Source organism: Aeromonas sp. s11, from assembly GCF_040907945.1.
Classification (GTDB): domain Bacteria; phylum Pseudomonadota; class Gammaproteobacteria; order Enterobacterales; family Aeromonadaceae; genus Aeromonas; species Aeromonas veronii.
In genome coordinates this window covers 1-23,973 of sequence record NZ_JBFOCU010000004.1, presented here as the reverse complement: position 1 = coordinate 23,973, position 23,973 = coordinate 1, and the positions used below count along the sequence as shown (strand labels likewise).

The 23,973-nt window shown below is 59.2% G+C and carries 30 protein-coding genes; 19 read left to right on the top strand and 11 right to left on the bottom strand.

Annotation, left to right across the window (positions count from 1 at the left end; genetic code table 11):
- Nucleotides 1–118: 118 nt before the first annotated feature.
- A complete protein-coding gene (gene zapE / locus AB5Y84_RS00165) occupies nt 119–1,213 on the bottom strand; it encodes a cell division protein ZapE (protein ID WP_368176147.1) in 1,095 nt (364 codons plus the stop codon).
- Nucleotides 1,214–1,353: 140 nt separating this feature from the next.
- Between zapE and AB5Y84_RS00160 the strand changes: the two genes are divergently transcribed.
- From AB5Y84_RS00160 to AB5Y84_RS00105, 12 genes are all read left to right on the top strand, one after another.
- Entirely contained in the window at nt 1,354–1,734 is a 381-nt protein-coding gene (locus AB5Y84_RS00160; protein ID WP_005356646.1) for a YhcB family protein, read from the top strand.
- Between the two features lie 81 nt (nt 1,735–1,815).
- Nucleotides 1,816–3,177: a Do family serine endopeptidase gene (locus AB5Y84_RS00155; protein ID WP_005336295.1), complete on the top strand. Its 1,362-nt coding sequence runs from the start codon at nt 1,816–1,818 to the stop codon at nt 3,175–3,177.
- Between the two features lie 109 nt (nt 3,178–3,286).
- Nucleotides 3,287–4,411: an outer membrane-stress sensor serine endopeptidase DegS gene (gene degS / locus AB5Y84_RS00150; protein ID WP_005336297.1), complete on the top strand. Its 1,125-nt coding sequence runs from the start codon at nt 3,287–3,289 to the stop codon at nt 4,409–4,411.
- Between the two features lie 313 nt (nt 4,412–4,724).
- Nucleotides 4,725–5,084, top strand: a complete 360-nt coding sequence (locus AB5Y84_RS00145; RefSeq protein WP_088868297.1) for a transcriptional regulator — start codon at nt 4,725–4,727, stop codon at nt 5,082–5,084.
- A gap of 17 nt (nt 5,085–5,101) precedes the next feature.
- Complete coding sequence (locus AB5Y84_RS00140) at nt 5,102–5,467, top strand: SFCGS family glycine-rich protein (RefSeq protein ID WP_005355141.1); 366 nt, start codon at nt 5,102–5,104, stop codon at nt 5,465–5,467.
- Nucleotides 5,467–5,763, top strand: coding sequence for a DUF4312 family protein (locus tag AB5Y84_RS00135; protein WP_088868296.1), 297 nt, complete (start codon nt 5,467–5,469; stop codon nt 5,761–5,763). The genes AB5Y84_RS00140 and AB5Y84_RS00135 overlap by 1 nt, the downstream gene beginning before the upstream one ends.
- A gap of 39 nt (nt 5,764–5,802) precedes the next feature.
- Complete coding sequence (locus AB5Y84_RS00130) at nt 5,803–6,579, top strand: DUF4311 domain-containing protein (protein WP_005341754.1); 777 nt, start codon at nt 5,803–5,805, stop codon at nt 6,577–6,579.
- 11 nt (nt 6,580–6,590) lie between these two features.
- Nucleotides 6,591–7,241, top strand: coding sequence for a DUF4310 family protein (locus AB5Y84_RS00125; protein ID WP_005355144.1), 651 nt, complete (start codon nt 6,591–6,593; stop codon nt 7,239–7,241).
- A gap of 42 nt (nt 7,242–7,283) precedes the next feature.
- Entirely contained in the window at nt 7,284–8,366 is a 1,083-nt protein-coding gene (locus tag AB5Y84_RS00120) for an amidohydrolase family protein (RefSeq protein WP_368176146.1), read from the top strand.
- Nucleotides 8,350–9,465, top strand: coding sequence for a DgaE family pyridoxal phosphate-dependent ammonia lyase (locus tag AB5Y84_RS00115; RefSeq protein WP_368176145.1), 1,116 nt, complete (start codon nt 8,350–8,352; stop codon nt 9,463–9,465). The genes AB5Y84_RS00120 and AB5Y84_RS00115 overlap by 17 nt, the downstream gene beginning before the upstream one ends.
- On the top strand, nt 9,465–10,205 hold the full coding sequence (locus tag AB5Y84_RS00110) for a KDGP aldolase family protein (RefSeq protein ID WP_368176144.1): 741 nt from the start codon (nt 9,465–9,467) through the stop codon (nt 10,203–10,205). The genes AB5Y84_RS00115 and AB5Y84_RS00110 overlap by 1 nt, the downstream gene beginning before the upstream one ends.
- Nucleotides 10,206–10,312: 107 nt before the next feature.
- Entirely contained in the window at nt 10,313–12,217 is a 1,905-nt protein-coding gene (locus AB5Y84_RS00105) for a transcription antiterminator (RefSeq protein ID WP_368176143.1), read from the top strand.
- A 17-nt stretch (nt 12,218–12,234) separates the two neighbouring features.
- On the opposite strand, the gene npr is transcribed toward AB5Y84_RS00105, so the two are convergent.
- From npr to AB5Y84_RS00055, 10 genes are all read right to left on the bottom strand, one after another.
- Nucleotides 12,235–12,507, bottom strand: a complete 273-nt coding sequence (gene npr, locus AB5Y84_RS00100; protein WP_005336318.1) for a PTS phosphocarrier protein NPr — start codon at nt 12,505–12,507, stop codon at nt 12,235–12,237.
- A gap of 20 nt (nt 12,508–12,527) precedes the next feature.
- Nucleotides 12,528–13,394: an RNase adapter RapZ gene (rapZ, locus tag AB5Y84_RS00095; protein ID WP_368176142.1), complete on the bottom strand. Its 867-nt coding sequence runs from the start codon at nt 13,392–13,394 to the stop codon at nt 12,528–12,530.
- Between the two features lie 45 nt (nt 13,395–13,439).
- A complete protein-coding gene (gene ptsN, locus AB5Y84_RS00090) occupies nt 13,440–13,886 on the bottom strand; it encodes a PTS IIA-like nitrogen regulatory protein PtsN (protein WP_005336322.1) in 447 nt (148 codons plus the stop codon).
- A gap of 2 nt (nt 13,887–13,888) precedes the next feature.
- Nucleotides 13,889–14,176 (bottom strand): ribosome hibernation promoting factor, encoded by a 288-nt coding sequence (gene hpf, locus AB5Y84_RS00085; protein WP_005336323.1) that lies wholly within the window; start codon nt 14,174–14,176, stop codon nt 13,889–13,891.
- A gap of 21 nt (nt 14,177–14,197) precedes the next feature.
- The gene (locus AB5Y84_RS00080; RefSeq protein ID WP_368176141.1) at nt 14,198–15,637 is read right to left on the bottom strand and encodes an RNA polymerase factor sigma-54; all 1,440 of its coding nucleotides are present in this window, start codon (nt 15,635–15,637) and stop codon (nt 14,198–14,200) included.
- Between the two features lie 65 nt (nt 15,638–15,702).
- The gene (gene lptB, locus AB5Y84_RS00075) at nt 15,703–16,428 is read right to left on the bottom strand and encodes an LPS export ABC transporter ATP-binding protein (protein ID WP_005336333.1); all 726 of its coding nucleotides are present in this window, start codon (nt 16,426–16,428) and stop codon (nt 15,703–15,705) included.
- Between the two features lie 3 nt (nt 16,429–16,431).
- Entirely contained in the window at nt 16,432–16,959 is a 528-nt protein-coding gene (gene lptA, locus AB5Y84_RS00070) for a lipopolysaccharide transport periplasmic protein LptA (RefSeq protein WP_042061528.1), read from the bottom strand.
- A complete protein-coding gene (gene lptC, locus AB5Y84_RS00065) occupies nt 16,946–17,506 on the bottom strand; it encodes an LPS export ABC transporter periplasmic protein LptC (protein WP_005336338.1) in 561 nt (186 codons plus the stop codon). The genes lptA and lptC overlap by 14 nt, the downstream gene beginning before the upstream one ends.
- Nucleotides 17,503–18,057 (bottom strand): 3-deoxy-manno-octulosonate-8-phosphatase KdsC, encoded by a 555-nt coding sequence (gene kdsC / locus AB5Y84_RS00060; RefSeq protein WP_047438734.1) that lies wholly within the window; start codon nt 18,055–18,057, stop codon nt 17,503–17,505. The genes lptC and kdsC overlap by 4 nt, the downstream gene beginning before the upstream one ends.
- Nucleotides 18,057–19,052: a KpsF/GutQ family sugar-phosphate isomerase gene (locus tag AB5Y84_RS00055; protein ID WP_058057518.1), complete on the bottom strand. Its 996-nt coding sequence runs from the start codon at nt 19,050–19,052 to the stop codon at nt 18,057–18,059. Before AB5Y84_RS00055 ends, kdsC begins: the two co-directional genes overlap by 1 nt.
- Nucleotides 19,053–19,259: 207 nt before the next feature.
- On the opposite strand from AB5Y84_RS00055, the gene mlaF reads away from it, so the two are divergent.
- Genes mlaF through murA form a run of 7 tightly spaced genes read left to right on the top strand, consistent with a single transcriptional unit; the run spans nt 19,260 to nt 23,781 of the window.
- Entirely contained in the window at nt 19,260–20,060 is an 801-nt protein-coding gene (gene mlaF, locus AB5Y84_RS00050) for a phospholipid ABC transporter ATP-binding protein MlaF (RefSeq protein WP_005336343.1), read from the top strand.
- On the top strand, nt 20,060–20,839 hold the full coding sequence (gene mlaE / locus AB5Y84_RS00045) for a lipid asymmetry maintenance ABC transporter permease subunit MlaE (RefSeq protein WP_005336345.1): 780 nt from the start codon (nt 20,060–20,062) through the stop codon (nt 20,837–20,839). The genes mlaF and mlaE overlap by 1 nt, the downstream gene beginning before the upstream one ends.
- A 7-nt stretch (nt 20,840–20,846) precedes the next feature.
- Nucleotides 20,847–21,344 carry an outer membrane lipid asymmetry maintenance protein MlaD gene (gene mlaD / locus AB5Y84_RS00040; protein ID WP_005336348.1) on the top strand — a complete coding sequence of 166 codons (498 nt, stop codon included), beginning with the start codon at nt 20,847–20,849 and terminating at the stop codon, nt 21,342–21,344.
- Nucleotides 21,345–21,346: 2 nt separating this feature from the next.
- A complete protein-coding gene (locus AB5Y84_RS00035; protein ID WP_005336350.1) occupies nt 21,347–21,979 on the top strand; it encodes a phospholipid-binding protein MlaC in 633 nt (210 codons plus the stop codon).
- Complete coding sequence (locus tag AB5Y84_RS00030) at nt 21,976–22,248, top strand: lipid asymmetry maintenance protein MlaB (RefSeq protein WP_005336352.1); 273 nt, start codon at nt 21,976–21,978, stop codon at nt 22,246–22,248. The genes AB5Y84_RS00035 and AB5Y84_RS00030 overlap by 4 nt, the downstream gene beginning before the upstream one ends.
- Nucleotides 22,248–22,505, top strand: a complete 258-nt coding sequence (gene ibaG, locus AB5Y84_RS00025) for a BolA family iron metabolism protein IbaG (protein WP_005306001.1) — start codon at nt 22,248–22,250, stop codon at nt 22,503–22,505. Before AB5Y84_RS00030 ends, ibaG begins: the two co-directional genes overlap by 1 nt.
- A gap of 19 nt (nt 22,506–22,524) precedes the next feature.
- Nucleotides 22,525–23,781 (top strand): UDP-N-acetylglucosamine 1-carboxyvinyltransferase, encoded by a 1,257-nt coding sequence (gene murA / locus AB5Y84_RS00020; protein ID WP_005336355.1) that lies wholly within the window; start codon nt 22,525–22,527, stop codon nt 23,779–23,781.
- The last annotated feature ends 192 nt before the right edge of the window (nt 23,782–23,973 follow it).

The following is a 23,973-nucleotide window of genomic DNA, read 5'->3' as shown; positions in this document are numbered from 1 at the left end:
ATTATAAGTGAAGTTGCCTTAAATATCACCTGCTAATTTCACTGCCATGAAACCAGCAAATGTCGCCCGGCCCTACCTGCCGCAGATGCCCATCCGACTGGCAGGCGCGGTATTGTGACTAAGGAAGGTGCACTCTGGCAAGGTATTCGTGCGATTGCATTTCCTGAAGCCGCGAAAGACAGCGTTGGAATTCGAAATTCAGCAGCCCTTCGCCGTAGAGTTCTGCCATGGGAACAGCTGCCGACATGATGAGCTTGACGTGCCGTTCGTAGAACTCATCAACCATGGCAATGAAGCGGCGAGCCGCGTCATCTGTGCCTGTGCCCATTGGTTGCACATTGGCCAGCAGAACAGTATGGAACAGCCTGGCCAGCTCGATATAGTCGTTCTGGGAGCGGGGAGTACAACAAAGTTGCTCAAATTCCATATAGAGCACCCCTTCCCCCATCCCGAGCGACGCCAGCTGACGATGATTGACCTCGAACGTCCCCTCGCAAGCCGTGTACCCACCGGTTAATTGCTGAAAATAGTGGTCAAGATTGGCTTTTGCCTGCAAATCCAGCGGGCAGTGATAAATCTCGGCTTGTTCCAGCGTACGCAGGCGATAGTCGATACCGCCATCCACGTTAAGTACCTCGCAATGACGCTCGATAAGCTCGATAGCTGGCAGAAAACGGGCTCGCTGCAGCCCGTTGCGATAAAGATCGTGCGGCGGAATATTTGAAGTGGCGACCAGCACGACACCGTGACCAAACAGCTCCTGAAACAGCGTGCCCAGCAACATGGCATCGGTGATGTCGGAGACAAAAAATTCGTCGAAACAGATGATGTCTGTCTCGCTGGCAAGCTTGCTGGCCACCAGCTTGAGGGGATCGGACTGCCCGCTCAGCCCCTGCAGTTCATCGTGAATACGGTGCATGAAACGGTGGAAATGGCTGCGCATCTTGCGCGTCCCAGGCAGGCTGTCGAAAAAAGTATCCATCAGCCAGGTCTTGCCTCGGCCCACTCCGCCCCACATATAGATACCGAGGACGGGCTCCGGCGGCTTGGGCTTTTGCAGCCAACCCAGCAGCCCTCGAGATCTGGTCGGAGTCGGGCGCCGTAGCAAATCCTGATACAGTCGCTCCAGCCTGCTAATGGCCATCCCCTGTGCGGGGTCGGCCACAAAGCCGGGGCGCAGCAGATCCTGCTGGTATTTTTGCTGCGGTGTCATCCTTGAGCGCCTCTCCAAGTCCCTGAATCGAGGACAAAATGGTATCACGGCCTCAGGACGCACGGTATAGTGCCATCAAGGCATGGCGGTTATGACGACCGCATAAACCCACTCTGTTTTAGCTGTAACAAGGAGCATCTATGAGTCTGTTAACTGGAATCCTGCTGGCTGTCGCGGCCTTGATTATCGGTATCGTTCTCGGCCGTTTTTCGGTACGTAGCCGCGATGCTGGCCGTCTGGAACAGGAACTGAAGAAGGCCCACAAGGAGCTCGAGAGTTATCAGGGCCAGATCAACACCCACTTCGCCGACAGTGCCGCCCTGATGGAGCAACTGGCCGAGCAGTATCAGACCCTCTATCGCCACATGGCCGAGCAGAGCAAATTCCTGGCCAAGGCGCAGGAACCGCTGTTCCGCGAGTCATTGGTAGAAGAAGCCCCTGCCAATGTGGCAGAAGAACCGGGCGTTCCGCCTCGCGACTATGCTGGCGCCTCTTCCGGACTGCTCAAGCAACCAAACTAGTTCCTCGCGGAACTAATTGGCCAGTCCCGTGGTCTGACCTTGACGATTGCAATGCAACTTTTTCTGGGAGCTGTTTTTCATATGCGTAAACCTCTTTCCATGCTCAGTGTGCTAGCCCTCAGTGTCGGTATCGCCATGTCTGCGGCCCCTGCTCAGGCTGCACTGCCTTCCCTGTTAGGTTCAAATCAGGAGATGCCAAGCCTGGCGCCTGTTCTCGAACAGGTCACCCCGGCGGTGGTCAATATCTCGGTTTCTGGCAAAAAAATTACCCGTCAGCGTCTGCCGGAACAGTTCAAGTTCTTCTTCGGCCCCAACATGCCCGATGAACAGGTGAGCGAGCAGCCGTTCCAGGCGCTCGGCTCCGGTGTCATCGTCGATGCCAAGAAGGGTTACGTGATCACCAACGCCCACGTGGTTCACGAGGCGGACGAGATCAAGGTCAACCTGAAGGATGGTCGTGAATATGCGGCCAAGAAGATCGGTGAAGACAAACAGTCCGACATCGCCCTGCTGCAAATCAAGGCCGAGGATCTGGTGCAGATCAAGTTTGCCGACTCCGACGAGCTGCGGGTGGGTGACTATGCGCTGGCCATCGGCAACCCGTTTGGTCTGGGTCAGACCGTCACCTCCGGTATTGTCAGTGCGCTGGGTCGCAGCGGCCTCAACATCGAGAATCTGGAGAACTTCATCCAGACCGATGCGGCCATCAACTCCGGTAACTCCGGCGGAGCCCTGCTCAACCTGCGTGGCGAGCTGATCGGTATCAACACCGCGATTCTGGGCCCGAACGGCGGCAACATCGGCATCGGCTTTGCCATCCCCTCCAACATGGTGCGGGATCTGACCGAGCAGATCGTCAAGTACGGTGAAGTGCGTCGCGGCCAGCTGGGGATTACCGGCACCGAGCTTACCTCAGACATCGCCAAAACCTTCGGCTACAACAAGAAGGATGGTGCCTTCGTCAATCAGGTCATGCCTGATTCGGCGGCCGACAAGGCGGGCATCAAGGCTGGCGATATCATCGTCAGCATCGATGGCAAACCGGTTCGCTCCTTCGGTGAGCTACGCGCCAAGATCGCTACCATGGGCGCTGGCAAGCAGGTCGAACTGGGGCTGATCCGCGATGGCAAGTCACAAACTGCCAAAGTGACCCTGAAGCAGGCCGATGACAGCGAAGTACGCGCCAGCGCGCTGCATCCGGCACTGGAAGGGGCCAAGCTGAGCACCACTACCGACCCGGTCTCCGGTGTCGCGGTGGCCGATATTGATCCTCGCTCTCCGGCAGCTGCTTCCGGCCTGCAGAAGGGTGACATCATCATCGGGGTCAACCGCCTGCGCATCAACACCCTGGGCGAGCTGACCAAGGCGCTCAAGAACAAGCCTGACGTACTGGCACTCAACATCCAGCGCGGCGACTCCTCGCTCTATCTGGTGATCCGCTAACGCTCAAGTTGTTCGCCAACCCCTCTATCACCCGCGGCCTTCACCGCGGGTGATTTTTATCCATCGATAGTGTTATTCTCTGCGCGCAGCCTGTACGGATGAGAATGACATGAAAATCCCCCCTTTAGTCAGTTACTTGGGCAAGTCTGTCGGTTTTGGATTGACCGTCGCGGCGCTGCTGTTGCTGCTGTTTCCCCATTTTCGCGGTGGTGCCCAACTGCCCGGCATCATCACCAATGCCCGTGAACTGAGTTTCTCCTATGCCGCCCATCGGGCAGGCCCTGCCGTCGTCAACATCTACACCCGCAGCTTTGCCCCCAATCAGGGCAATCAGGGGGAACTGCGCCCGCAAGGGCTGGGTTCCGGCGTCATCATGAACCAACGCGGTTATGTGCTGACCAACTACCACGTCATTGCCGATGCCGACCAGATCATCGTCGCGTTGCAGGATGGTCGGGTCTTCAGTGCCGAGCTGGTCGGAACCGATCAGCTCACCGACCTCGCCGTGCTCTATATCGAGTCAGACAACCTGCCGGTGATCCCGCAGGATCCCGAACGACTGCCAGAAGTGGGAGATGTGGTGCTCGCCATCGGCAACCCCTACAACGTCGGCCAGACCATCACCCAGGGCATCATCAGTGCGACCGGCCGCACCGGCCTCTCCAGCATGGGGCCCGACAGCAATGGCCGTCAGGATCTGCTGCAGACCGATGCCGCCATCAACGAGGGCAACTCGGGCGGCGCGCTGGTCAACGGCCGTGGCGATCTGGTGGGTATCAACACCGCAACCTATCACCTCAACGGCAATCAGGAGAGCTACGGCATCAGCTTCGCCATCCCCTACCGGCTGGCAAAACGGATCATGGATGAGCTGATCGCCAACGGCCGGGTGATCCGCGGCTACCTCGGGATCTCCAGTGTCGAGATCAACCCCATAGTCGCGCGGATGATGAACCTCGGCGACCTGCGTGGTCTGGTGGTGGAGAGTCTGGATCCCAACGGCCCGGCGGCCAAAGGCGGCCTGCAGCGAGGGGATGTGCTGCTCAAGATCAACGGAGAGGCCATCAGTGGCGTACGCAGCGCCATGGACAAGATTGTAGAGAGCCGCCCAGGCACCAAGCTGACCATCTCGGTATTCCGCTCCGGCAAGCCGCTGGAAGTGGTGGTCACTATAGAGGAAGACCTGCGCTATCAGCAGAGAACGGCCAGCTCGAGCGCAGCATCGGCCAGCTAGCGTCACTCCTTGTTATGAGAAGGGCGGGAAACCGCCCTTTTCCATATCTGCCCTCTCGGCAACGTTTCTACCGTGAGATGACTCACAGTTTCCCGCAACGCTTGCCCTGCCCCCGCCCCCCGATTTGTGCGCTACCGATCACACAAAACCAGCTTCAATAAGCACTCTTTTTGCCTTTTTAGTATCCAAACGATCACTTCGGGGCCATTTCCTCAGGAATTTCCGCTTCGAATCGGAAAAACGCTGCCTCCTCCACATCGACGCGCAGGCTTAGGGTAACGCCATACCTTCTGCCAGCCTTGGAGAGCAGACATTGCAAACAGAGACTCACGACCAGACCCTGACCCCGAACAGCCCGGAGTTGCTGCGCCAGACCGATCATATCCTCGCGCGCATTTATCCCCTGCTGGCCGAACAGGGCATCACCCCCAACGAGGTGCAACGGCAGATGCTGGCCTCCCATGTCAAAGCCATGGTGTGGCGCTCCCACAGTGGCGAGCCCCTGCCGGAGGTTGACCTCAGCCTGTTTGAAGAGATCTCCCCCCTCTCACTGCGTCTCGCCGAACAGGTCGTCAGCTGGCTGGATCAGCTTGCTTATGAGGAGGCACACCTCTTGTCCGTCCATTTTGAAGTCGCCAAAGAAAACGAACTCAGCTCGGTGCAGAACCCGTAACTCAAGGAGAAATCGATATGACAGCCATCAAACTCGTGATTGGAGACCGTCTCGGCAAGGGTCAGAAAGTGGGCGCAGGCGCGGAAGCAGCCGGAGCCAACGTGACCATCATCCCAGGCATGGCCGCTGACATGAAGCTCGGCGACGTGATGAACAAGGAGCAGGCGGATCTCGGCATCTCCTTCTGCGGCAGCGGCGGCGCCGGTGCCATCACCGCCCAGACCAAATACGGCTACAAGTGCCGCTACGGCATGCGCTCTGTTGAAGAGGGCGTCACCGCCATCAACGAAGGGTGCGTGGTGCTGGGCTTCGGTTTCATGGACAAGGAAGAGCTGGGCCAGAAGCTGGTCGAAGCCTTCGCCAAGAAGCACGGACGCGCCTGATGAAAGAGAACTTCACCACCCAGGTCACCGTCAACGGCAAGGGGACGACCCGCCAGCAGGCGTTTGCCTCCGCCCTCAGCCAGGTGCAACCCACACTGCTCAAGGACAACCAGCAGGTACTGCTGCGCATTGAGCCGGTCGATGTACAGGTGCTCAAAGCCGAGGAGTCGGTCCGGGTGGAGAAGTTCCTGTTCTTCTTCCTGCCGCGCCAGCGCCGCGAATACCGCGTCCAGCTGGAGATCAAGGTTCAGGTCACCAGTCTGGATGTCGCCAAGGTGACGTTCACCCAGGTGTGATGCCTGCGCAGGCACAACCCCACAAGAAGGATGCGTTGGATGTTTCTAATCATTTTTATCAAGTCACTCATCATTGGCGGCCTGGTTGGCGTCGGGGTGGGGGCCGGCGCGGCGCGGATGTTCCACGCCCCGACCGTACAGGGCATGGGTGCCTTCCGCACCCTGGGCGAACTTAACTCCTGCGAAGGGGATCCCGCTTCCCACTTCTCGTTTGGTCTCGGCTTCTTCTTCAACGCCTGGGCCTCCACCGTGGCGGCAGGCGCCTTCACCCAGGATGTGGATCACCGCATCATCCCGCACTGGGCCACGGCGGCACTGCTGTTCAAAAATCGGGATCTCGCCACCACTCTGCACGACCCGAAAAAGATGGCCATCGCCGGCGGCATCATAGGTGCCATCGTGGTTGCCTTCCTCAACAGCACGGCCGCAGCCGTCCCGGCCGCCCTGCAGGTCACTGCGGTCAAGGTGCTGGTACCGGCCGCCAACCTGCTGGTCAACACCGTCATGCCGGTGATCTTCTGGCTGGCCGCCATCGAAGCGGGCAAGAAATCCGGTTTCTGGGCCACCATCTTCGGCGGTCTGGCCCAACTCATCATGGGCAACGCGGTACCGGGTCTGGTGCTCGGCATCCTGATCGGCAAGGGTGTGGAAGAGAGCGGTTGGAACCATGTCACCAAGGTGATGATGGCTGCCATCGTCCTGCTGTTCGTGCTGAGCGGCTTCTTCCGCGGCTTCGACATGAAACTGATTGAATCCTTCCATATGGGCGTCCCCCTGTGGCTGGAAAACGTCCATAACCTGCTGAGCGGCAAATAAGGGGTCACACCATGGATGAGAAATTGAAAAACAACTTCTGGTATGCCGACTGGTCATTCCCCATCTTCGTCGGCCTGCTCTCGGCCGGGGTCTTTGCCGGTACCCACATGTTCTATCTGTACGGGGTTGGTGCCTTCAACGAGGTAGCCTTCGTCGCCATGCTGAAAGCCGGAATGGACACGGGTGCCTACGGCGCGGTGGCCGCGTTCGGTGCCAGCTTCCTGTTCGCCCGCATCATCGAGGGATCCCTGGTGGGGATCCTGGATATCGGCGGTGCCATCCAGACCGGGGTCGGACTGGGCGTTCCCGCCCTGCTGCTGGGGGCCGGCATCGTCTATCCGGTGGAGAACTTCGGCGCCTCGCTGGCAACCGGCATGGGGATTGGTCTGGCCATCGGCTACGTCATCATTCTGGCGCGCAAGTTCACCATCAACCAGAGCAACTCCACTTACGGTGCTGACGTGATGATGGGTGCTGGCAACAGCTCTGGCCGCTTCCTCGGCCCCCTGATCATCCTCTCTGCCATGGGCGCTTCCATCCCCATCGGTATCGGTTCCCTGCTGGGTGCGCTGCTGTTCTACGTGTGGGGCAAACCCATCACCGGCGGTGCCATCCTGGGAGCCATGCTGCTGGGTACCTTCTTCCCGGTCGCCCTTGTGTAAGTACCAGCCGCCCTGCGGGGCGGCTCGCCAGAGGTTATCAGCATGTACGACATGATCATCAGAGCCGGGCGCCAGGGAGATGGCCAGCTCGTCGATATTGCCATCAAGGAGGGCAAAATCGCCGCCATCGGCTCCCTGCCGGAGATGGCAACGGCGCGGCAGATCCTGGATCTCGGCGGCCGGGTACATGTGAGCGCTGGCTGGATCGATGGCCACACCCACTGCTACCCCGCCTCCCCCATCTATCACGATGAGCCGGACAAGGTGGGCGTAGAGTCCGGCGTCACCACCGTCATCGACGCCGGCAGCACCGGAGCCGACGATGTGGATGACTTCCAGCAGATCGCTGCGGGCTGCAAGACCCGGGTGCATGCCCTGCTCAACATCTCCCGCATCGGTCTGCTACGCCAGAACGAGCTGGCGGATAGCCAGGATCTGGATATGGATCTCGCCTCGGCAGCCATTCGCCGCCACCCCGACTTTATCGTCGGCATCAAGGCGCGGATGAGCGGTAGCGTGGTAGGTGAGAACGGTCTGCAACCGCTGCGCATGGCCAAGGCGCTGCAACAGACCCACGGCCAGCTACCGCTGATGGTGCACGTGGGCAACACGCCGCCGGATCTGGACGAGATCGTCGCCCTGCTGGGGGATGGCGAGCTGCGGGTCGCGGTGCGCGAGGCGATGAAACGGGGCCTCTTGCTCGACATCGGCCACGGCGGCGCCAGCTTCAGTTTCGAGGTGGCGGAGCTGGCTATCCGGCAGGGGATCCTGCCCCGCACCATCAGCTCAGACATCTACTGCAAGAACCGCATCAAGGGGCCGGTCTACAGTCTGGCCCACGTGATGTCGAAGTTTCTCGCCATCGGCATGACGCTGGAGCAGGTGCTCGCCTGCGTCACCCATCAGGCCGCCGATGCCCTGCGCCTTTCCGGCAAGGGGCGGCTCGAGGTGGGCGCCGATGCCGATCTGACCCTGTTCGAGGTCGCCAGCGGCCCGACCCTGTTTATGGATACCGAAGCCCAGTCCCGCAGCGGTGACCAACAACTGCAGCCCCTCGCCGCCCTGGTCGGTGGCGAACTGGTTCTGACTCACTATGGGAAATCACACCATGCCTTCTGTTTATGAGAAATATCAGCTCAAACCGGTGATCAACGCCTCCGGGCGCATGACCATTCTCGGCGTCTCCACCCCCGAGCAGGAGGTGGTCGATGCGGTCAATTTCGGCCTCGGCCACTACTTCGAGGTCAAGGATCTGGTCAACAAGACCGGCGCCTACCTGGCTGGCCTGCTGGGAGTGGAAGATGCAGTGGTCATTTCGTGTGCCAGCGCCGGCATCGCCCAGTCAGTGGCCGCAGTGATAGTGCGCGGCGACCCCTATCGCCTTGAGCACCTGCATGCCCACCCCCATGACGTGCCAAGCGAAATCGTGCTGCCCAAGGGGCATAACGTCAACTTCGGCGCCCCGGTCGGTACCATGGTCAACCTGGGGGGCGGCAAAGTAGTGGAAGCCGGTTACGCCAACGAGTGCTCCCCTTCCCAGCTGGCAGCAGCCATCAATGCCAACACAGCAGCCATCCTCTACATCAAATCCCACCACTGCGTGCAGAAGAGCATTCTGTCGGTGGCCGAGGCCGCCGAGGTCGCCAAGACCCACGGGCTCCCGCTCATCGTCGATGCGGCTGCCGAAGAGGATCTGCGCCTCTACTACAACCAGGGTGCGGACTTGGTCATCTACAGCGGCGCCAAGGCCATTGAAGGGCCCACCAGCGGGCTGGTGCTCGGCAAGCGTCAGTACGTGGAGTGGGTCAAACAGCAGGCCAATGGTATCGGTCGCGCCATGAAGGTGGGCAAGGAGGGTATCCTCGGCCTGACCCACGCCATCGAGCGCTATCTGGCCAAAGAGAAAGAGAGCGGAGCCGCCATGGTCGCCAAGATGAGCCCCTTTATCGAGCGCCTCAACCAGCTGCCCGGCGTCACCGCCAAGGTGGTATGGGACAGCGCAGGACGCGACATTGCCCGCACCGATATCGCTTTTGACCACCAGCAGCTCGGCATGACCACAGTGCAGGTCGTCACCCGTCTGCAACAGGGCACGCCTGCCATCTACTGCCGCGGCTACAAGGCCAACGAGGGGCATATCGAGATCGATGTGCGCAGCGTCACCGTGCCCCAACTCGACCAAATCCACTCCGCCATTGCCAACCTTGTTCAGGAGAATCGCTGATGTCCCTTACCCCCAACTACTACCGTGATCGGATCTGTCTCAACGTGCTGGCAGGTTCCAAAGAGAATGCCGTCGAGGTGTACGACGCAGCCGAAGGCCACGTGCTGGTCGGTGTGCTCTCCAAAAACTACCCGGATATTCCCTCCGCAGTTGCCGATATGAAGGAGTACGCCAAGCTTATCGACAACGCCCTCTCCATCGGGCTGGGCGCCGGCGATCCGCGCCAATCCGCCATGGTTGCCGAACTGGCCTGCCAGCTGCAGCCCCAGCACGTCAACCAGGTGTTCACTGGTGTTGGCGCCAGCCGGGCGCTGCTCGGCCAATCACAAACGCTGGTGAATGGGCTGATCTCCCCTACCGGCATGCCGGGCATGGTGAAGATCTCCACCGGTCCACTCAGCGCCGGGCAGCCGGATGGCATAGTGCCCATCGATACCGCCATCGCCCTGCTCAAGGACATGGGCGGCAGCTCGGTCAAGTTCTTCCCCATGGGTGGGCTGGCCTGCCGCGACGAGTATCAGGCAGTGGCCGAGGCTTGTGCCCGCAACAACTTCTGGCTAGAGCCGACTGGTGGCATCGATCTAGAGAACTTCGAGGAGATAGTGCGGATTGCGCTGGACGCCGGAGTCGAGAAGGTGATCCCGCACGTCTACAGCTCCATCATCGACAGCGCGAGCGGGCACACTCGCCCCGAGGATGTGCGGACTCTGCTGGCCATAGTGAAACGACTGTTGGCCTGATGGCAGTCACGGGCGCCGGTTCAATCACTGACCGGTGCCTGGCTTGTTGATGACCCACTTGTTAACATCGACCCTTTATCTCGCAACAGGAGTCTTGCATACCCCCTATGATCAAGCTGCCACACCCCAGGCTCCATCAACTGCTGATCCAGCTCCATGCCGAACCACTGCCACAGGAGGAGCTGGCTCGTCGCCTTAATGTCTCCACCCGCACGGTGCGCACCGATGTGGCGACCCTCAACGAACTGATTGCCACGCACGGCGCTCACCTGATCCACCAGCGTGGCAGCGGCTATCAGCTGAAAATCTACAATCAGGGACTGTTCGAGGCTCTGCTGGCGGCCCAGGGTCAGGATAGCGGCCTGCCACGCACCAGCCGGGAGCGGGTGCTGCACCTGCAGATCCTGCTATTGACGGCAGAGCAGGGGATCAAGCTCGATGAGCTGGCTGATACCTGGTATCTGAGCCGGGCGGCACTGCAAGGGGATATGGCGGAAGTCCGTGAGCAACTCAGCCACTTCAGGCTCAGCGTCGAGAGCAAACCCCGCCTGGGGATGCGCATTCAGGGGGAGGAGACGGCGATCCGTGCCTGTTTAACCCAACTGCTCTATCAGGAGTTGCTGCACAACAACCAGTTGCAAACCCTGTTGCCCAACCTTTGCCCCAGCAAGACGATGGAGGTAGTGGGCAATCATATCCATGCCCAGCTTGCCCGACATCAGCTGCGTCTCGCTGACGAGAGCTTGCAGCAGCTCGCCATCTACTGCGCCGTTGCCCTGCTGCGTCAGGCATCCGGTCACGAGTTGCGCCACTTCGCCAGCGAGGATCTGACTCTGCCGCTGCTGGCAGTATCTCGCGATATATATGCGGTATTGCCAACCCTGACGCCCCCCGTAGAGGACGAGATCGCCGGTCTCGCCATCCAGATCCAGGCGCGCCTGATTGCCGATACTCCCCAGCTCAGCCCGGCGATGGCCGCCGAGAGCGAACAGCTGGTGGAGCATCTGCTGACCTACATTCATCAACACTACCCTTACGACCTGCGAGGCGACCAACAGCTGCGGGCCGACCTGCAAACCCATATCAGCGCCATGCTGCTACGGGTCAAATACCAGATTGGCAACCACAACCCGCTGGCAGATCATATCAAGCAGTACTACCCCCTCGCCTACGACATCACGCTGGCGGCCATTTCGGAGTGGATCAAGCAGACCCCCTACAGACTGACCCACCACGAGATCGGCTATCTGGTGATCCATATCGGGGTCGGGCTGGAGCGCCACTACGATATCGGCTACACCAGACGCCCGCAGGCGCTATTGCTTTGCGATGCAGGAAACGCCACCTTCCGGTTACTGGAAGCACGCATCAAGCGGGAGTATCCCCAGTTACAGCTGACCACGCTTGAATCGGTGCAGGATTACGAAGGTCTGGCGCAGATCGCGCAGGACTTTGTCATCAGTACCGTCAAGGTGAACGAAAAAAACGCCCCCGTGGTACTCGTTGCCCCCTTCCCGACCCAATACCAGCTGGAGCAGCTTGGCAAGCTGGTGCTGATCGACCGCACCCGCCCCTACATGCTCGACAAATATTTCGATGCCGACCACTTCATGGTGGTCAAAGAGCACCTAACCCAGGCCGAACTGTTTACCCGTATCTGTGATCAGCTGGAGGCGGAAGAGCTGGTGGAAAGCGGCTTCAGAGCCTCACTGCAGGAGCGGGAGCGGATCGTCTCCACCATGTTGGGAGAAGGGATCGCCCTGCCCCACTCCCTCGGTCTGCTGGCGCGCCGCACTCTGGTTTACACCGTACTGGCCCCGCAGGGGATCGACTGGGGCAACGGAGAAATCGCGACGCTCATCTTCGTGCTGGCCATCAGCAAGGCCGACTACGAGGAGGCGATGGGTCTCTACGACCTGTTTCTGGCACTGATGAACGAAAAAGCCAGCAGGAATTTGCTGGCTTGTCGCGATTTTGCCAGCTTCAAAGCGCTGGCGCGTACCGGTTCATAACATAAAACGAGGAGTGACTACTCCTCATTGAAGCCGGAGGTGAACAGCTCCACCACGGCGGCCAGGGCCTCGACCTCTTCGGGCCCCTCAACCTGCACTTCCACCTGCCGCCCTTGCGCGGAATCCAGCATCAGCAGGCCGATGATGCTGTCAGCATCGGCCTCCACACCATCTTCATTGCGCAGCAGCACGTGGGCATCGAAACCCTGCACCAGCTCGAACAGCATCATGGCTGGTCTGGCATGAATACCCAGCTTGTTTTTCACTTCAACCGAGGCGGAAACAGTCATCGGGTCGTCCTATTGGTCCGTCAGGATTGGGGGGCACTCTTGTCGAGAGTGCGGTGGCGGATCTGCACGTTCTTGCCAAGCAAACGGAATGCACTGGCCAGCCGCTCTGCAATAAAGACCGAGCGGTGCTGACCGCCGGTGCAACCGATGCCGACCGTGAGGTAGCTGCGATTGTTGCGCTCCAGATGGGGCAACCAGGTCGCCAGCATATTTTCGATCTGCTGGGTAAACAGCATCACGTCGGCCTGCGCCGAGAGGTAGTTGGCAACCGGCTCATCCTTGCCGGTAAACGGCTTGAGCTCGGGGATCCAGTGCGGATTGGGCAGGAAGCGGGCATCGAACACGAAGTCGGCATCCTTGGGAATGCCGTACTTGAAGCCGAACGACTCGAACACCAGCACCAGCTCGTTCTCTTTCTTCCCAAGCACCCTGGTCTTGATGAGCTCGCTCAGGTCATGAATGCTGAGGGTGGTGGTGTCGATGCGCAGGTCAGCGGTCGAGGAGATGGGCGCCAGCAGGTGGGTCTCCTCCCGAATAGCCTCATCCAGCGACAGCTTGTTGCGTGAGAGGGGGTGCAAACGGCGGCTCTCGCCATAGCGCTTGAGCAGGGTGCCGTTGTCGGCGTCAAAGAAGAAGCTGGAGAATTCTACCCGCCCCTCATTGCGCACCTGAACCAGCAGATTTTCCAGTTTCTCCGGATCGCTCGGCAGGTTGCGTACATCGATACTGACCGCCAGCTTGTCATACTGGCTCTCGACCGAAACAATCAGCTGGGGCAGCAGATTGACCGGCAGGTTGTCCACACAGTAGTAACCCAGATCTTCCAGCACTCGCAGGGCTACCGTTTTACCGGAGCCCGAACGTCCACTTACCACGATTAACTGCATCTTGTTCCCTCACGCCAAAACGGGTGTCTCATCCTTGGCCTGCTGTCAGGCCGAGGTCATGATCTGATAGAGCTCTTCGTCGCTGGTTGCCTGACGCAACTGGCGGCAAACCGCCTTGTCACCCAGCTTGGAAGCCATCAGAGAAAGGGTCTTGAGATGCTGCTTGCACTCGCTTTCCGGCACCAGCAAGGCAAACAGCAGGTCAACCGGTTGATTGTCGATGGAGTCGAAAGGAATAGGGTCGGCAAAGGTCATCAGGATCGCGGTTGGCGGGAACTCATCGTCAATGCGACCGTGGGGGATCGCAATACCGGCACCGATCCCGGTACTACCCATTTTTTCGCGGGCCAGCAAGCATTCAAACAGCGCCTGGCGGGAGGTGCCAAGGCGTTCGGCGGCCAGCTCGCTGATGATTTCGAGGGCGCGTTTCTTGCTGGTACAAGGGACTGCACTCTTGGTGCAGTCCCGACTCAGTATGTGTTCAAGTTGCATGGTTATTTTTTATTTAACTTATCTTTGTGCTTGATGATCTGCCTGTCCAGCTTGTCGAGCAAGGTGTCTATCGCAGCATACATATCGGCATGTTCAGAGTTGGCAAACACTTCGCCACCGCTGACGTGCAATTTGGCTTCCGCTATCTGGTTCAGTTTTTCCACGCTAAGCACCACGTGAACATTGTTGATGTGGTCGAAGTGACGCTCGAGTTTGGCAAATTTGTTGTTCACATAATCACGCAGAGCTTCGGTGATCTCGACATGGTGTCCGGTCAGGTTAATTTGCATAACATCATCCTTTTGTTTTGCCTAAACCAGGCGTTTGCGCTGATTGGAAGGTGGGATAAACAAGGATTCGCGATACTTAGCGATCGTGCGTCTCGCCACCATAATACCCTGTTCGGCCAGCAAATCCGCGATCTTGCTATCACTTAACGGCTTGGCAGGGTTCTCTGCCGTGACCAGCTTTTTGATGAGCGCGCGAATTGCGGTCGATGAGCACTCTCCTCCTCCTTCGGTGTTCACATGGCTGGAGAAAAAAAACTTTAATTCGAAGATACCACGGGGGGTATGCATGTACTTCTGGGTCGTCACCCGGGAGATGGTCGACTCATGCATCTCCACCGCTTCGGCGATGTCGTTGAGCACCATGGGCTTCATCGCCTCTTCACCATACTCGAAAAAGCCCTGTTGCTGCTCGACAATACAACTGGCTACTTTCAGCAGGGTGTCATTACGACTCTCCAGGCTCTTGATGAACCACTTGGCTTCCTGCAAATGGGAGCGGATAAACTGGGTGTCGGTGCTACTGCGGGCGTTGCGGGCCATGGCGGCATAGGTCTCGTTGACCCGGATGCGGGGAGCGGAATCGGGATTGAGCTCGACCACCCACTTGTTACCCTTCTTGACCACGGAAACATCGGGGATCACGTACTGGGAGTCGCTCTGGATGATGCCGTTACCGGGGCGCGGCTCCAGCAGCTGGATCAGATCCAGCACCTCCTTGAGGTCGCTCTCCTTGAGTTTGGTCTTGCGGGCGAGGGTACGATAATCGCGGTTGCCGAGCAGCTCCATGTGCTCGAGGATCACCTCCTTGGCCTCATTGAGCCAGGGGGTCTGCGGGTCATACTGCTCCAGCTGAATTAGCAGACACTCCTGCACCGAGCGGGCGGCAATGCCGACCGGATCGAAATGCTGCACACGCTTGAGCACCGCCTCGACCTCGTCGAGTTCGACCTCCAGCTCGTCACTACCCACCGCCTGTTGAATGTCTTCCAGCGCAACGGTCAGATAGCCGGATTCGTCGATGGCGTCGATGATGGCGAGCGCGATGGCGGCATCCACATCGCTGAACGGTGTGAGCCGCATCTGCCACAGCAGATAATCCTGCAGGTTTTCGGTGGTTTCACCCTGATAGACGCTATCTTCCCCATCGTGGATGGGGCCCGCGCTCTGGGCGGTGCCGGCAGAGTAAACTTCGTCCCAGGTGGTATCCACCGGCAACTCATCCGGCATCTGCTCCTGGGCCATGGCATCGCTGGAATCCAGCTGGCTGGCATCGACCGGCGCTTCCGGACTGGTCTCTTGCGCCTCGCTCTCTTCCTGCTCCAGCAGAGGGTTGTTTTCGAGCGCTTGCTGAATTTCCTGCTGAAGTTCCAGAGTGGAGAGCTGGAGCAGACGAATCGCTTGTTGTAATTGCGGCGTCATGGTCAGGGACTGACCGAGACGCAACTGTAATGTCGGCTTCATCTACGTCGGGATATCCTTATGTTCAGCGAGGCACTCGTCAAAGGAAATGAAGGCATGCCCCCTTACTATAGACTGAATTGATCGCCCAAATAGACGCGCTTGACCTGCTCATCGGCAAGGATGTCAGCCGGTGCACCTTCGGCAATCATCTTGCCGTGGCTGACGATATAGGCCTTCTCACATACGTCCAGAGTCTCTCTGACGTTGTGGTCGGTAATCAAGACGCCAAGGCCTCTATCTTTCAGATGCTGAATGATCTTCTTGATGTCTATCACAGAAATCGGGTCAACCCCTGCAAATGGCTCATCCAGCAGAATAAAACGCGGCTCGGCCGCCAGTGCGCGGGCGATCTCGACCCGGCGGCGCTCACCACCGGAGAGGCTCTGACCCAGGTTGTCGCGAATGTGGGTGATGTTGAACTCTTCCAGCAGTTGCTGAACCTTGTCCTCACGCTCCTCGCGGCTCAACCCCTTGCGGGTCTGCATCACCCCCATCAGATTGTCGAACACCGACAGGCGACGGAAGATGGAGGCCTCTTGCGGCAGGTAACCGATACCGTTGCGGGCCCGCACATGCATGGGCTGCAGGCTGATGTCCTGATCGTCGATGGTGATGAGACCGGCATCGCGCTGCACCAACCCCACGATCATGTAAAACGAGGTGGTCTTGCCGGCACCGTTGGGGCCGAGCAGGCCGACAATCTGGCCGGTGCCCACTTCCAGGCTGACGTCACTCACCACCATGCGGCGTTTGTAGCTCTTCTGCAGGCCCACTGCTTTTAACACTGCCATGGCTTATTTTCCCTGCTTCTGCTGATCGGCGGGCTTGTCGAAATTCTCTACCTGATCCGGCAGAAACACGGTCTTGACCCGCTGGTTCGGGCTCTTGCTCTCGGCAATCATCTTCTGTTTGACGATGTCGTAGCGGATCAGATCGCCATTGACCTGGCTATCCTCCTGCTTGAGCTGACCGTTGCCGGTGATGGTCACCAGCCGGTTCTTCAGCTCGTAGCGGATGGTGTTGCCATGGGCGTTGACCGGCTTGCCATTATCCAGGATCTGGAAGAAGGTGGCGGGTTTGCCGTAGGCGGTCATTACCTCGGCCCCTTTCTCGCCGGAACGGGTCACCACCACCTTGTCAGCCTTGATCTTGATGGTGCCCTGATTGATGGTCACATCCTCTTCGAAGGTGATGCGGTTGTCCTGCATCTCGGCCACCTGTTTGACGGCATCGACGTAGACCTTCTCGGCAAAGTCGGACTCTTTGGCGGTCACCGCACCACACAACAACAGGGCTGCGAGGGCCAGATTAGCGTTTTTCATTGAAATAGATGGCATGGCCTTGATCCAGTAACTCAAAATATTTGCGGTCCAGATGGCCCTTGAGGCCAACCCCTTGGGTCTGGAAATCCCGACCCAGAATGTTCACTTCCCGGTTGCTGCGCACATCCTGTGTCACCAGATCCAGCTCCAGATAGGGGGTATCCAGTGTGGAGATAAAGGAGGTGGGCAGCAGACCATCCAGATGCACCTTGTCCCGCAGGATGACGTTGTCGCCAGTGTTGAGCACGCCGGTTTCGGCGGTCACCTTCCACTCGGCAGCACCCTGATCGTCATACATGTAGACCACCGGCTTGTCGAAGGTGGCCTGCTCGAGGATTTGATAATACTCGGCGTAGGTCGACTCCAACCGCTCGGTTCGCTTGCCATTGATATCAAAACGGGTGGTCACCAGATCTTTGGCGACAAAATCCGGCTGATAGTTTTCGATTTTGACGGCGCTCTCCGGCACCAGCTCAACCTTGCCCAACTGCCAGGCAACCAGCGCGACCAGAAACAGCAGGGCAAACAACAGGGTCTGTCTGCTCATACCGAGGCCTCGGGCTGATAATCGTCGTGGCCCTGCGCCTGCAAAATGAGGTCACACACCTCGCGCACCGCGCCCATGCCACCGCCAAGCCGGGTCACCATATCGGCACGACTCAGCACCAGCGGATGGGCATCGGCCACCGCGATACCCAGGCCGCAGGCGGCCATCACCGGCAGATCGATGGTGTCATCGCCCATATAGGCGGCCTGTTCAGCAGTCAGCCCCAGCTTGGCCAGCAGCGCTTCGAAGTGAGGCAGCTTTTTATCAGCCCCCTGCACCACATGAGCCACCCCCAGGCTTTTCATCCGATCACTGACGATTCGGGAGTTGCGCCCGGTGATGATGGCGATCTCGATCCCGGCATTGAGCAGTGCTCGCATGCCCGCACCATCACGGGTGCAGAAGGTTTTCAGCTCTTCGCCGTTGTTTCCCATGTAGATAAGGCCGTTGGAGAGCACCCCGTCCACATCGCACACCAGCAGGCGGATTTGCGCCGCCTTGTCGAACTGGCTGCGCGTCACCGGACCATAGAGGGTCGGTACGTTTTGCATCAAATTACTCCGGCTTTCAGCAGGTCGTGCATGTTGAAGGCGCCGAGCGGGCGTTTCTCTTCATCCACGACCAGTAATCCGTTGATTTTTCTCGTTTCCATCAGCTTGACGGCTTCCGCAGCCATCATCTCTGGACCTACGGTAACACAGTTGGCCGTCATCACACGGCTGATGGGGGTGTGATGGATGTCGATCTGCTGGTCAAGAATGCGGCGCAGGTCGCCATCGGTAAAGAGCCCGGCCAGCAGGCCATTGCCATCGACCACAGCTGTCATACCGAGCCCCTTGCGGCTCACTTCCAGCAGCGCCTGGCTGATGGTGGCATCTATCCCTACCCGGGGCAACAGCTCACCGCTGTGCATCAGATCGCCGACCCGCAGCAACAGACGCTTGCCAAGGGAACCGCCCGGGTGAGAGAGGGCGAAGTCATCTGCGGTAAAACCGCGCGCTTCCAGCAGAGCGACCGCCAGGGCATCGCCCATGACTAAGGTTGCCGTGGTGCTGGAAGTGGGTGCCAGCCCCAGCGGGCAGGCCTCTTTCTCCACCTTGATGCACAGATGCACGTTGGCCTCTTTGGCCATGGTGGAGGCGGGATTGCCGGTCATGCAGATGAGCGGAATGCCGCGGCGCTTGAGTACCGGCAGCAAGGCCAAGATTTCGTCGCTCTCGCCGGAGTTGGAGATAGCGATGATAAGGTCGCCGCTGGAGATCATCCCCAGATCGCCATGACTCGCTTCCCCCGGATGGAGGAAGAAGGCCGGAGTGCCGGTGCTGGCGAGGGTGGCGGCGATCTTGCTGCCGATATGGCCCGATTTGCCCATGCCGGTGACCACTATCTTGCCACCGCAGCGCAGCACCATTTCGCACGCCTTGTCGAAGGCGTCGTTCAGATACTGATAGAGTCCATCAATGGCTTGCTTTTCTGTGTCCAGCACCGCGCGGGCACTGCGACGAAAATCGAACAGTTCAGACACTTTCTCAGGCTTTACAGACATAAAGACACAGCTCCGGGCCGAAATTAGCTGCGGGATTATAAAAAAGTCTGCCCGGATAAGCGAATCGGATGGCAAGTCCCGCTCTCAATGACGCACTTTGTTACAGAAAACTGTCGTGCAAATGGGCTTGCAGCCTGTTCAATAGTTGTTCCTTGCTGTTGCTTAGACCTAGACTACCCCATAAAATTCGCACCTCATTTACACCGGATGGACAATTGTTTGAACAATGACCTGATCACCATCTCCGATCTGACCTTCAGTCACGGAGATCGGCTGTTGTATGACGGGATCAACCTGACCATTCCTCGTGGCAAGGTGACCGCCGTCATGGGCCCGAGCGGCATCGGTAAAACCACCCTGCTGCGGCTGATCGGTGGCCAGCTCAAGCCGGAGTCCGGTCACATTCTGTTTGACGGGGAAGATATCCCCACCCTCTCCCGTTCGCGTCTCTATGAAGTGCGCAAACGGATGAGCATGCTGTTCCAGAGCGGCGCCCTGTTTACCGGCATGACGGTCTACGACAACGTGGCCTTCCCGCTGCGGGAGCACTCCGGCCTGCCGGAGGAGCTGATCCACACCATCGTCATGATGAAGCTGCAGGCGGTGGGCTTGCGCGGCGCGGCGAAACTGATGCCCTCCGAGCTCTCCGGCGGCATGGCGCGCCGGGCGGCGCTGGCTCGGGCCATCGCGCTCGATCCCGACCTCATCATGTATGACGAGCCGTTTGTCGGGCAGGACCCCATCACCATGGCGGTGCTGGTCAAACTGATCAAGGAGCTGAACGATGCCCTCGGTATCACCTCCGTCATCGTCACCCACGATGTGAAAGAGGTGCTGAGCATCGCCGATTACGCCTACATCATCGCCAATCGCAAGGTGGTGGCGCACGGTACGCCGGATCAGCTGCGCGAGGAGCACAATCCCGAAGTCGAGCAGTTCCTCAAAGGATTGCCCGATGGTCCTGTTCCGTTTCATTTTCCGGCAGGCGATCTGCTACAGGATCTCTGATGTTGATAAGTCAAATAAGCAAGCTGGGGCGGGTCGGAGTGCGGTTTATCAGCTCCGTCGGTCGCGCCACCATCATGTTGTTCCATGCGCTGGCGGGCAAACCCGAGCCGCGCAAGCACTTCCCGCTGCTTGTCCAGCAGCTCTATGTGGTGGGCGTGCAATCGGTGGCCATCATTCTTGTCTCCGGCCTGTTCATCGGCATGGTGCTCTCGCTGCAGGGTTACAACGTATTGAAGGATTTCGGCGCCGAACAGAGTCTGGGGCCGCTGGTCTCCCTCTCCCTGCTGCGGGAGCTGGGTCCTGTGGTCACGGCACTGCTGTTTGCCGGCCGTGCTGGTTCGGCCCTGACCGCTGAAATCGGCCTGATGAAGGCCACCGAGCAGCTTTCAAGCCTCGAGATGATGGCGGTCGACCCACTGCGCCGGGTGGTTGCCCCCCGCTTCTGGGCTGGCGTCATCAGCATGCCGCTGCTGGCCTTTATGTTCAGCCTGATCGGCATCTTCGGCGGCAAGCTGGTCGGCGTGGACTGGCTCGGCGTGGACGAAGGGGGCTTCTGGTCTGCCATGCAGGCCTCCGTCGACTGGCATGAAGACATCATGCAGGGCGCCATCAAGAGCCTGATTTTCGCCCTGGTGGTCACCTGGATTGCGCTCTTTAACGGCTATGATGCCAAGCCGACCTCGGCCGGGATCAGTCAGGCCACGACCCGAACTGTGGTCCACTCATCCCTCGCCGTGCTCGGCCTGGATTTTATACTCACTGCAGTCATGTTTGGATAAGGTAAAGATGAAGTTCAGCAAAGTAGAATTCCTGGTCGGCACCTTCATGCTGGCTGGCATCGGTGCCATTCTGGCACTGGCCCTGCAAGTGGCCGGTTTGAGCTTCAAACCGGAAGGAGAAACCTATACCCTGCGCGCGCATTTCGATAATATCGGCGGCCTGAAAGTCCGTTCGCCGGTCAAGGTCGGCGGCGTTGTGGTCGGTCGGGTCAGCGACATCGTACTGGACCCGAAAACCCAGGTGCCCGAAGTGACCCTGATGATGCAAAAGAGCGCTGGCGAGTTCGCCGATACCAGCTCCCTCTCCATCCTCACCTCCGGTCTGCTCGGCGAGCAGTACATCGGTCTGGCCCCCGGCTTCAGCGATGAGGAGATGGGCACCGAGATGCTCAAGGATGGCGACCTGATTGAAGACACCAAATCCGCCATCGTGCTGGAAGATCTGATTGGCAAATTCCTCTACAGCCAATCCTCCGACAGCAAATCAGACAGCAAGAAGGAGTAACCATGTTCAAGAAAATCGCCCTGCTGCTGGGTCTGATGACCAGCATGCTCTTTTCCCTGTCTGCCCAGGCCGCAGTCGATGCCACCGACCCCAACGCGCTGGTGGATCAGGCTGCCAAGCAGACCTTTGCCCGCCTGAAGGCCGATCAGGCCCAGGTGAAAAGCAATCCGGATCACCTGCGGGTGATCATCCGCGAAGAGCTGCTGCCCTATGTGGACAACCGCTTCGCCGCCTACAAGGTGCTTGGCAACCAGATTAAAGAGACCACCGAAGCGCAGCGCAATGCCTTCGTCGAGGTGTTCACCGAGTACATGGTGAGCTCCTACGCAGATGCGCTGGCCCATTTTGACAAGCAGACCGTCAAGGTCGAGCCGGGCAAAGCTCCCAGCGGCAACATCACCGCCGTCAACGTCAGCGTGAAAGAGGCCGGCAAGCCGGACATCTTCCTCGAGTTCAAGCTGCGCAAGAACAACAAGACCGGCGAGTGGAAAGCCTTCGACATGGTGGCAGAGGGGATCAGCCTGCTCTCCGCCAAGCAGAGCGAGCTGGGCGGCCTCATTCGCCAGAATGGCATCGATGCGGTGATCGCCCAGTTGCGCGAACACAACGCCAAGCCGCTGGTGTTGAAACCATGACTCTCAGCGGTGAGCTGCAGGCGCCACAGGTCAATGACCTGTGGCAACGCCGCGCCGAATGGTGGCAGGACGACCAGCTCGAGCTCGGCGGCGTCACCACCCTCGACTCCGCCGGACTGGCCCTGCTGGTCAAATGGGCCAAAGCCGTATTAGCGCGAGGCGCCACACCGCAACTGGTGGGCGCCTCCAGTGATTTCTATACCCTGGCCAACCTCTACGGGGTGGCCGGGCTGTTTCAGTCAACCCCGCTCACAACTGAGGACGCATAATGCAAGTCTCTGAAATTGAAGCGATACTCCTTGAGGCTCTGCCATTGTCCGAAGTCCATGTCAAAGGGGACGGTAGTCACTACCAAGTGATCGCCGTCGGTGACATGTTTGACGGCATGAGCCGGGTCAAGAAGCAGCAGGCCATCTATGCCCCGCTGATGGACAAGATCGCCAGCAACGCCATTCACGCCCTCTCCATCAAGGCGTTCACCGACGCCGAGTGGAAACGCGAACGTAAATTCCTATTGCCCTCCTGATTTGGTAACGAAGTAAAAAATGGACAAATTCAAAATCGATGGTCGTTGTACTCTCAACGGCGAAGTGACCATCTCCGGCGCCAAAAACGCCGCCCTGCCGATCCTGTTCGCGACCCTGCTCTGTGATGAAGAGGTACACCTCTCCAACGTGCCGCGCCTGAAAGATGTGGGCACCACCATCAAGCTGCTGGAGATGCTGGGCGCGACCACCAAGGTCAACGGCAACGTCACCGTGCTGACCGGTGCGGTGAACAACCATGTCGCTCCCTACGAGCTGGTGAAGACCATGCGCGCCTCCATTCTGGCGCTGGGCCCGCTGGCTGCCCGTTTCGGCGCTGCTGATGTCTCCCTGCCCGGCGGCTGCGCCATCGGTGCCCGTCCGGTCAACTTGCACGTCCACGGTCTGGAGCTGATGGGTGCCAAGATCACCATCGAAGATGGTTACATCAAGGCCCGTGTCGATGGCCGCCTGAAAGGCGCCCACATCCTGATGGATATGGTCTCCGTGACCGGTACCGAAAACCTGATGATGGCTGCGACCCTGGCTGATGGCCGCACCGTGATCGAAAACGCTGCGCGCGAGCCGGAAGTGGTCGATCTGGCCAACTTCCTCAATACCCTGGGTGCCAAGATTCAGGGCGCGGGTACCGACACCCTGACCATCGACGGTGTCGAGCGTCTGCACGGCGGCAACTACAGTGTGCAGCCTGACCGCATCGAAACCGGTACTTTCCTGGTGGGTGCAGCGGTCACCGGCGGCAAGATCACCTGCCGCAAGACCGACCCGACCTTGCTGGAAGCGGTACTGGTCAAGCTGGAAGAGGCTGGCGCCCTGATTGAGAAGGGTGAAGACTGGATCACCCTCGACATGACTGGCCGCACCCTCAAGCCGGTCACCATCAAGACTGCCCCCTACCCGGCCTTCCCGACCGACATGCAGGCACAGTTCACTGTGCTGAACGCCGTCGCCAAAGGCACCGGCATGGTCACCGAGACCATCTTCGAGAACCGCTTCATGCACGTTCCCGAACTGGTACGGATGGGTGCAGACATCGAACTGCAGGGCAATGTGGCCATCTGCCGTGACACCGAGCAACTCAAGGGTGCCCAGGTGATGGCGACCGATCTTCGCGCCTCCGCCAGTCTGGTACTGGCCGGCTTCGTGGCCGAAGGCTCCACTATCGTCGACCGTATCTATCACATCGACCGTGGCTACGAAGACATCGAGCAGAAGCTGCAGGGTCTGGGTGGCCGCATCGAACGCATCAAGGGCTAATAGCCCACTGATCGCTAGCCGATAAAAAGGCCCCCTCGCGTTGGCGAGGGGGCCTTTTTCATGGTTTTGTCCCGTCCTGAATATGGTTTACACCTTTCCCCCAATAAATGGAGAACCCGATGGGACAAGGTGTGAAACGGACACAGCGCGATTACTCGCTGACTTTTAAACTGGCGCTGGTCGAGCAGATTG

Excerpts from the sequence above, each read along its gene's own strand:
- degS (WP_005336297.1), top strand. The coding sequence starts at position 3,287 with ATGAAAATCCCCCCTTTAGTCAGTTACTTGGGCAAGTCTGTCGGTTTT.
- AB5Y84_RS00130 (WP_005341754.1), top strand. The coding sequence starts at position 5,803 with ATGTTTCTAATCATTTTTATCAAGTCACTCATCATTGGCGGCCTGGTT.
- npr (WP_005336318.1), bottom strand. The coding sequence starts at position 12,507 with ATGACTGTTTCCGCCTCGGTTGAAGTGAAAAACAAGCTGGGTATTCAT.
- hpf (WP_005336323.1), bottom strand. The coding sequence starts at position 14,176 with ATGCAAATTAACCTGACCGGACACCATGTCGAGATCACCGAAGCTCTG.
- rapZ (WP_368176142.1), bottom strand. The coding sequence starts at position 13,394 with ATGCAGTTAATCGTGGTAAGTGGACGTTCGGGCTCCGGTAAAACGGTA.
- AB5Y84_RS00155 (WP_005336295.1), top strand. The coding sequence starts at position 1,816 with ATGCGTAAACCTCTTTCCATGCTCAGTGTGCTAGCCCTCAGTGTCGGT.
- AB5Y84_RS00160 (WP_005356646.1), top strand. The coding sequence starts at position 1,354 with ATGAGTCTGTTAACTGGAATCCTGCTGGCTGTCGCGGCCTTGATTATC.
- lptB (WP_005336333.1), bottom strand. The coding sequence starts at position 16,428 with ATGGCAGTGTTAAAAGCAGTGGGCCTGCAGAAGAGCTACAAACGCCGC.
- zapE (WP_368176147.1), bottom strand. The coding sequence starts at position 1,213 with ATGACACCGCAGCAAAAATACCAGCAGGATCTGCTGCGCCCCGGCTTT.
- mlaE (WP_005336345.1), top strand. The coding sequence starts at position 20,060 with ATGTTGATAAGTCAAATAAGCAAGCTGGGGCGGGTCGGAGTGCGGTTT.
- lptA (WP_042061528.1), bottom strand. The coding sequence starts at position 16,959 with ATGAAAAACGCTAATCTGGCCCTCGCAGCCCTGTTGTTGTGTGGTGCG.
- AB5Y84_RS00055 (WP_058057518.1), bottom strand. The coding sequence starts at position 19,052 with ATGTCTGTAAAGCCTGAGAAAGTGTCTGAACTGTTCGATTTTCGTCGC.
- AB5Y84_RS00080 (WP_368176141.1), bottom strand. The coding sequence starts at position 15,637 with ATGAAGCCGACATTACAGTTGCGTCTCGGTCAGTCCCTGACCATGACG.
- AB5Y84_RS00110 (WP_368176144.1), top strand. The coding sequence starts at position 9,465 with ATGTCCCTTACCCCCAACTACTACCGTGATCGGATCTGTCTCAACGTG.
- AB5Y84_RS00125 (WP_005355144.1), top strand. The coding sequence starts at position 6,591 with ATGGATGAGAAATTGAAAAACAACTTCTGGTATGCCGACTGGTCATTC.
- AB5Y84_RS00030 (WP_005336352.1), top strand. The coding sequence starts at position 21,976 with ATGACTCTCAGCGGTGAGCTGCAGGCGCCACAGGTCAATGACCTGTGG.
- mlaD (WP_005336348.1), top strand. The coding sequence starts at position 20,847 with ATGAAGTTCAGCAAAGTAGAATTCCTGGTCGGCACCTTCATGCTGGCT.
- AB5Y84_RS00135 (WP_088868296.1), top strand. The coding sequence starts at position 5,467 with ATGAAAGAGAACTTCACCACCCAGGTCACCGTCAACGGCAAGGGGACG.
- AB5Y84_RS00115 (WP_368176145.1), top strand. The coding sequence starts at position 8,350 with ATGCCTTCTGTTTATGAGAAATATCAGCTCAAACCGGTGATCAACGCC.
- ibaG (WP_005306001.1), top strand. The coding sequence starts at position 22,248 with ATGCAAGTCTCTGAAATTGAAGCGATACTCCTTGAGGCTCTGCCATTG.
- lptC (WP_005336338.1), bottom strand. The coding sequence starts at position 17,506 with ATGAGCAGACAGACCCTGTTGTTTGCCCTGCTGTTTCTGGTCGCGCTG.
- AB5Y84_RS00120 (WP_368176146.1), top strand. The coding sequence starts at position 7,284 with ATGTACGACATGATCATCAGAGCCGGGCGCCAGGGAGATGGCCAGCTC.
- kdsC (WP_047438734.1), bottom strand. The coding sequence starts at position 18,057 with ATGCAAAACGTACCGACCCTCTATGGTCCGGTGACGCGCAGCCAGTTC.
- murA (WP_005336355.1), top strand. The coding sequence starts at position 22,525 with ATGGACAAATTCAAAATCGATGGTCGTTGTACTCTCAACGGCGAAGTG.
- AB5Y84_RS00035 (WP_005336350.1), top strand. The coding sequence starts at position 21,347 with ATGTTCAAGAAAATCGCCCTGCTGCTGGGTCTGATGACCAGCATGCTC.
- AB5Y84_RS00105 (WP_368176143.1), top strand. The coding sequence starts at position 10,313 with ATGATCAAGCTGCCACACCCCAGGCTCCATCAACTGCTGATCCAGCTC.
- ptsN (WP_005336322.1), bottom strand. The coding sequence starts at position 13,886 with ATGCAACTTGAACACATACTGAGTCGGGACTGCACCAAGAGTGCAGTC.
- mlaF (WP_005336343.1), top strand. The coding sequence starts at position 19,260 with ATGGACAATTGTTTGAACAATGACCTGATCACCATCTCCGATCTGACC.
- AB5Y84_RS00140 (WP_005355141.1), top strand. The coding sequence starts at position 5,102 with ATGACAGCCATCAAACTCGTGATTGGAGACCGTCTCGGCAAGGGTCAG.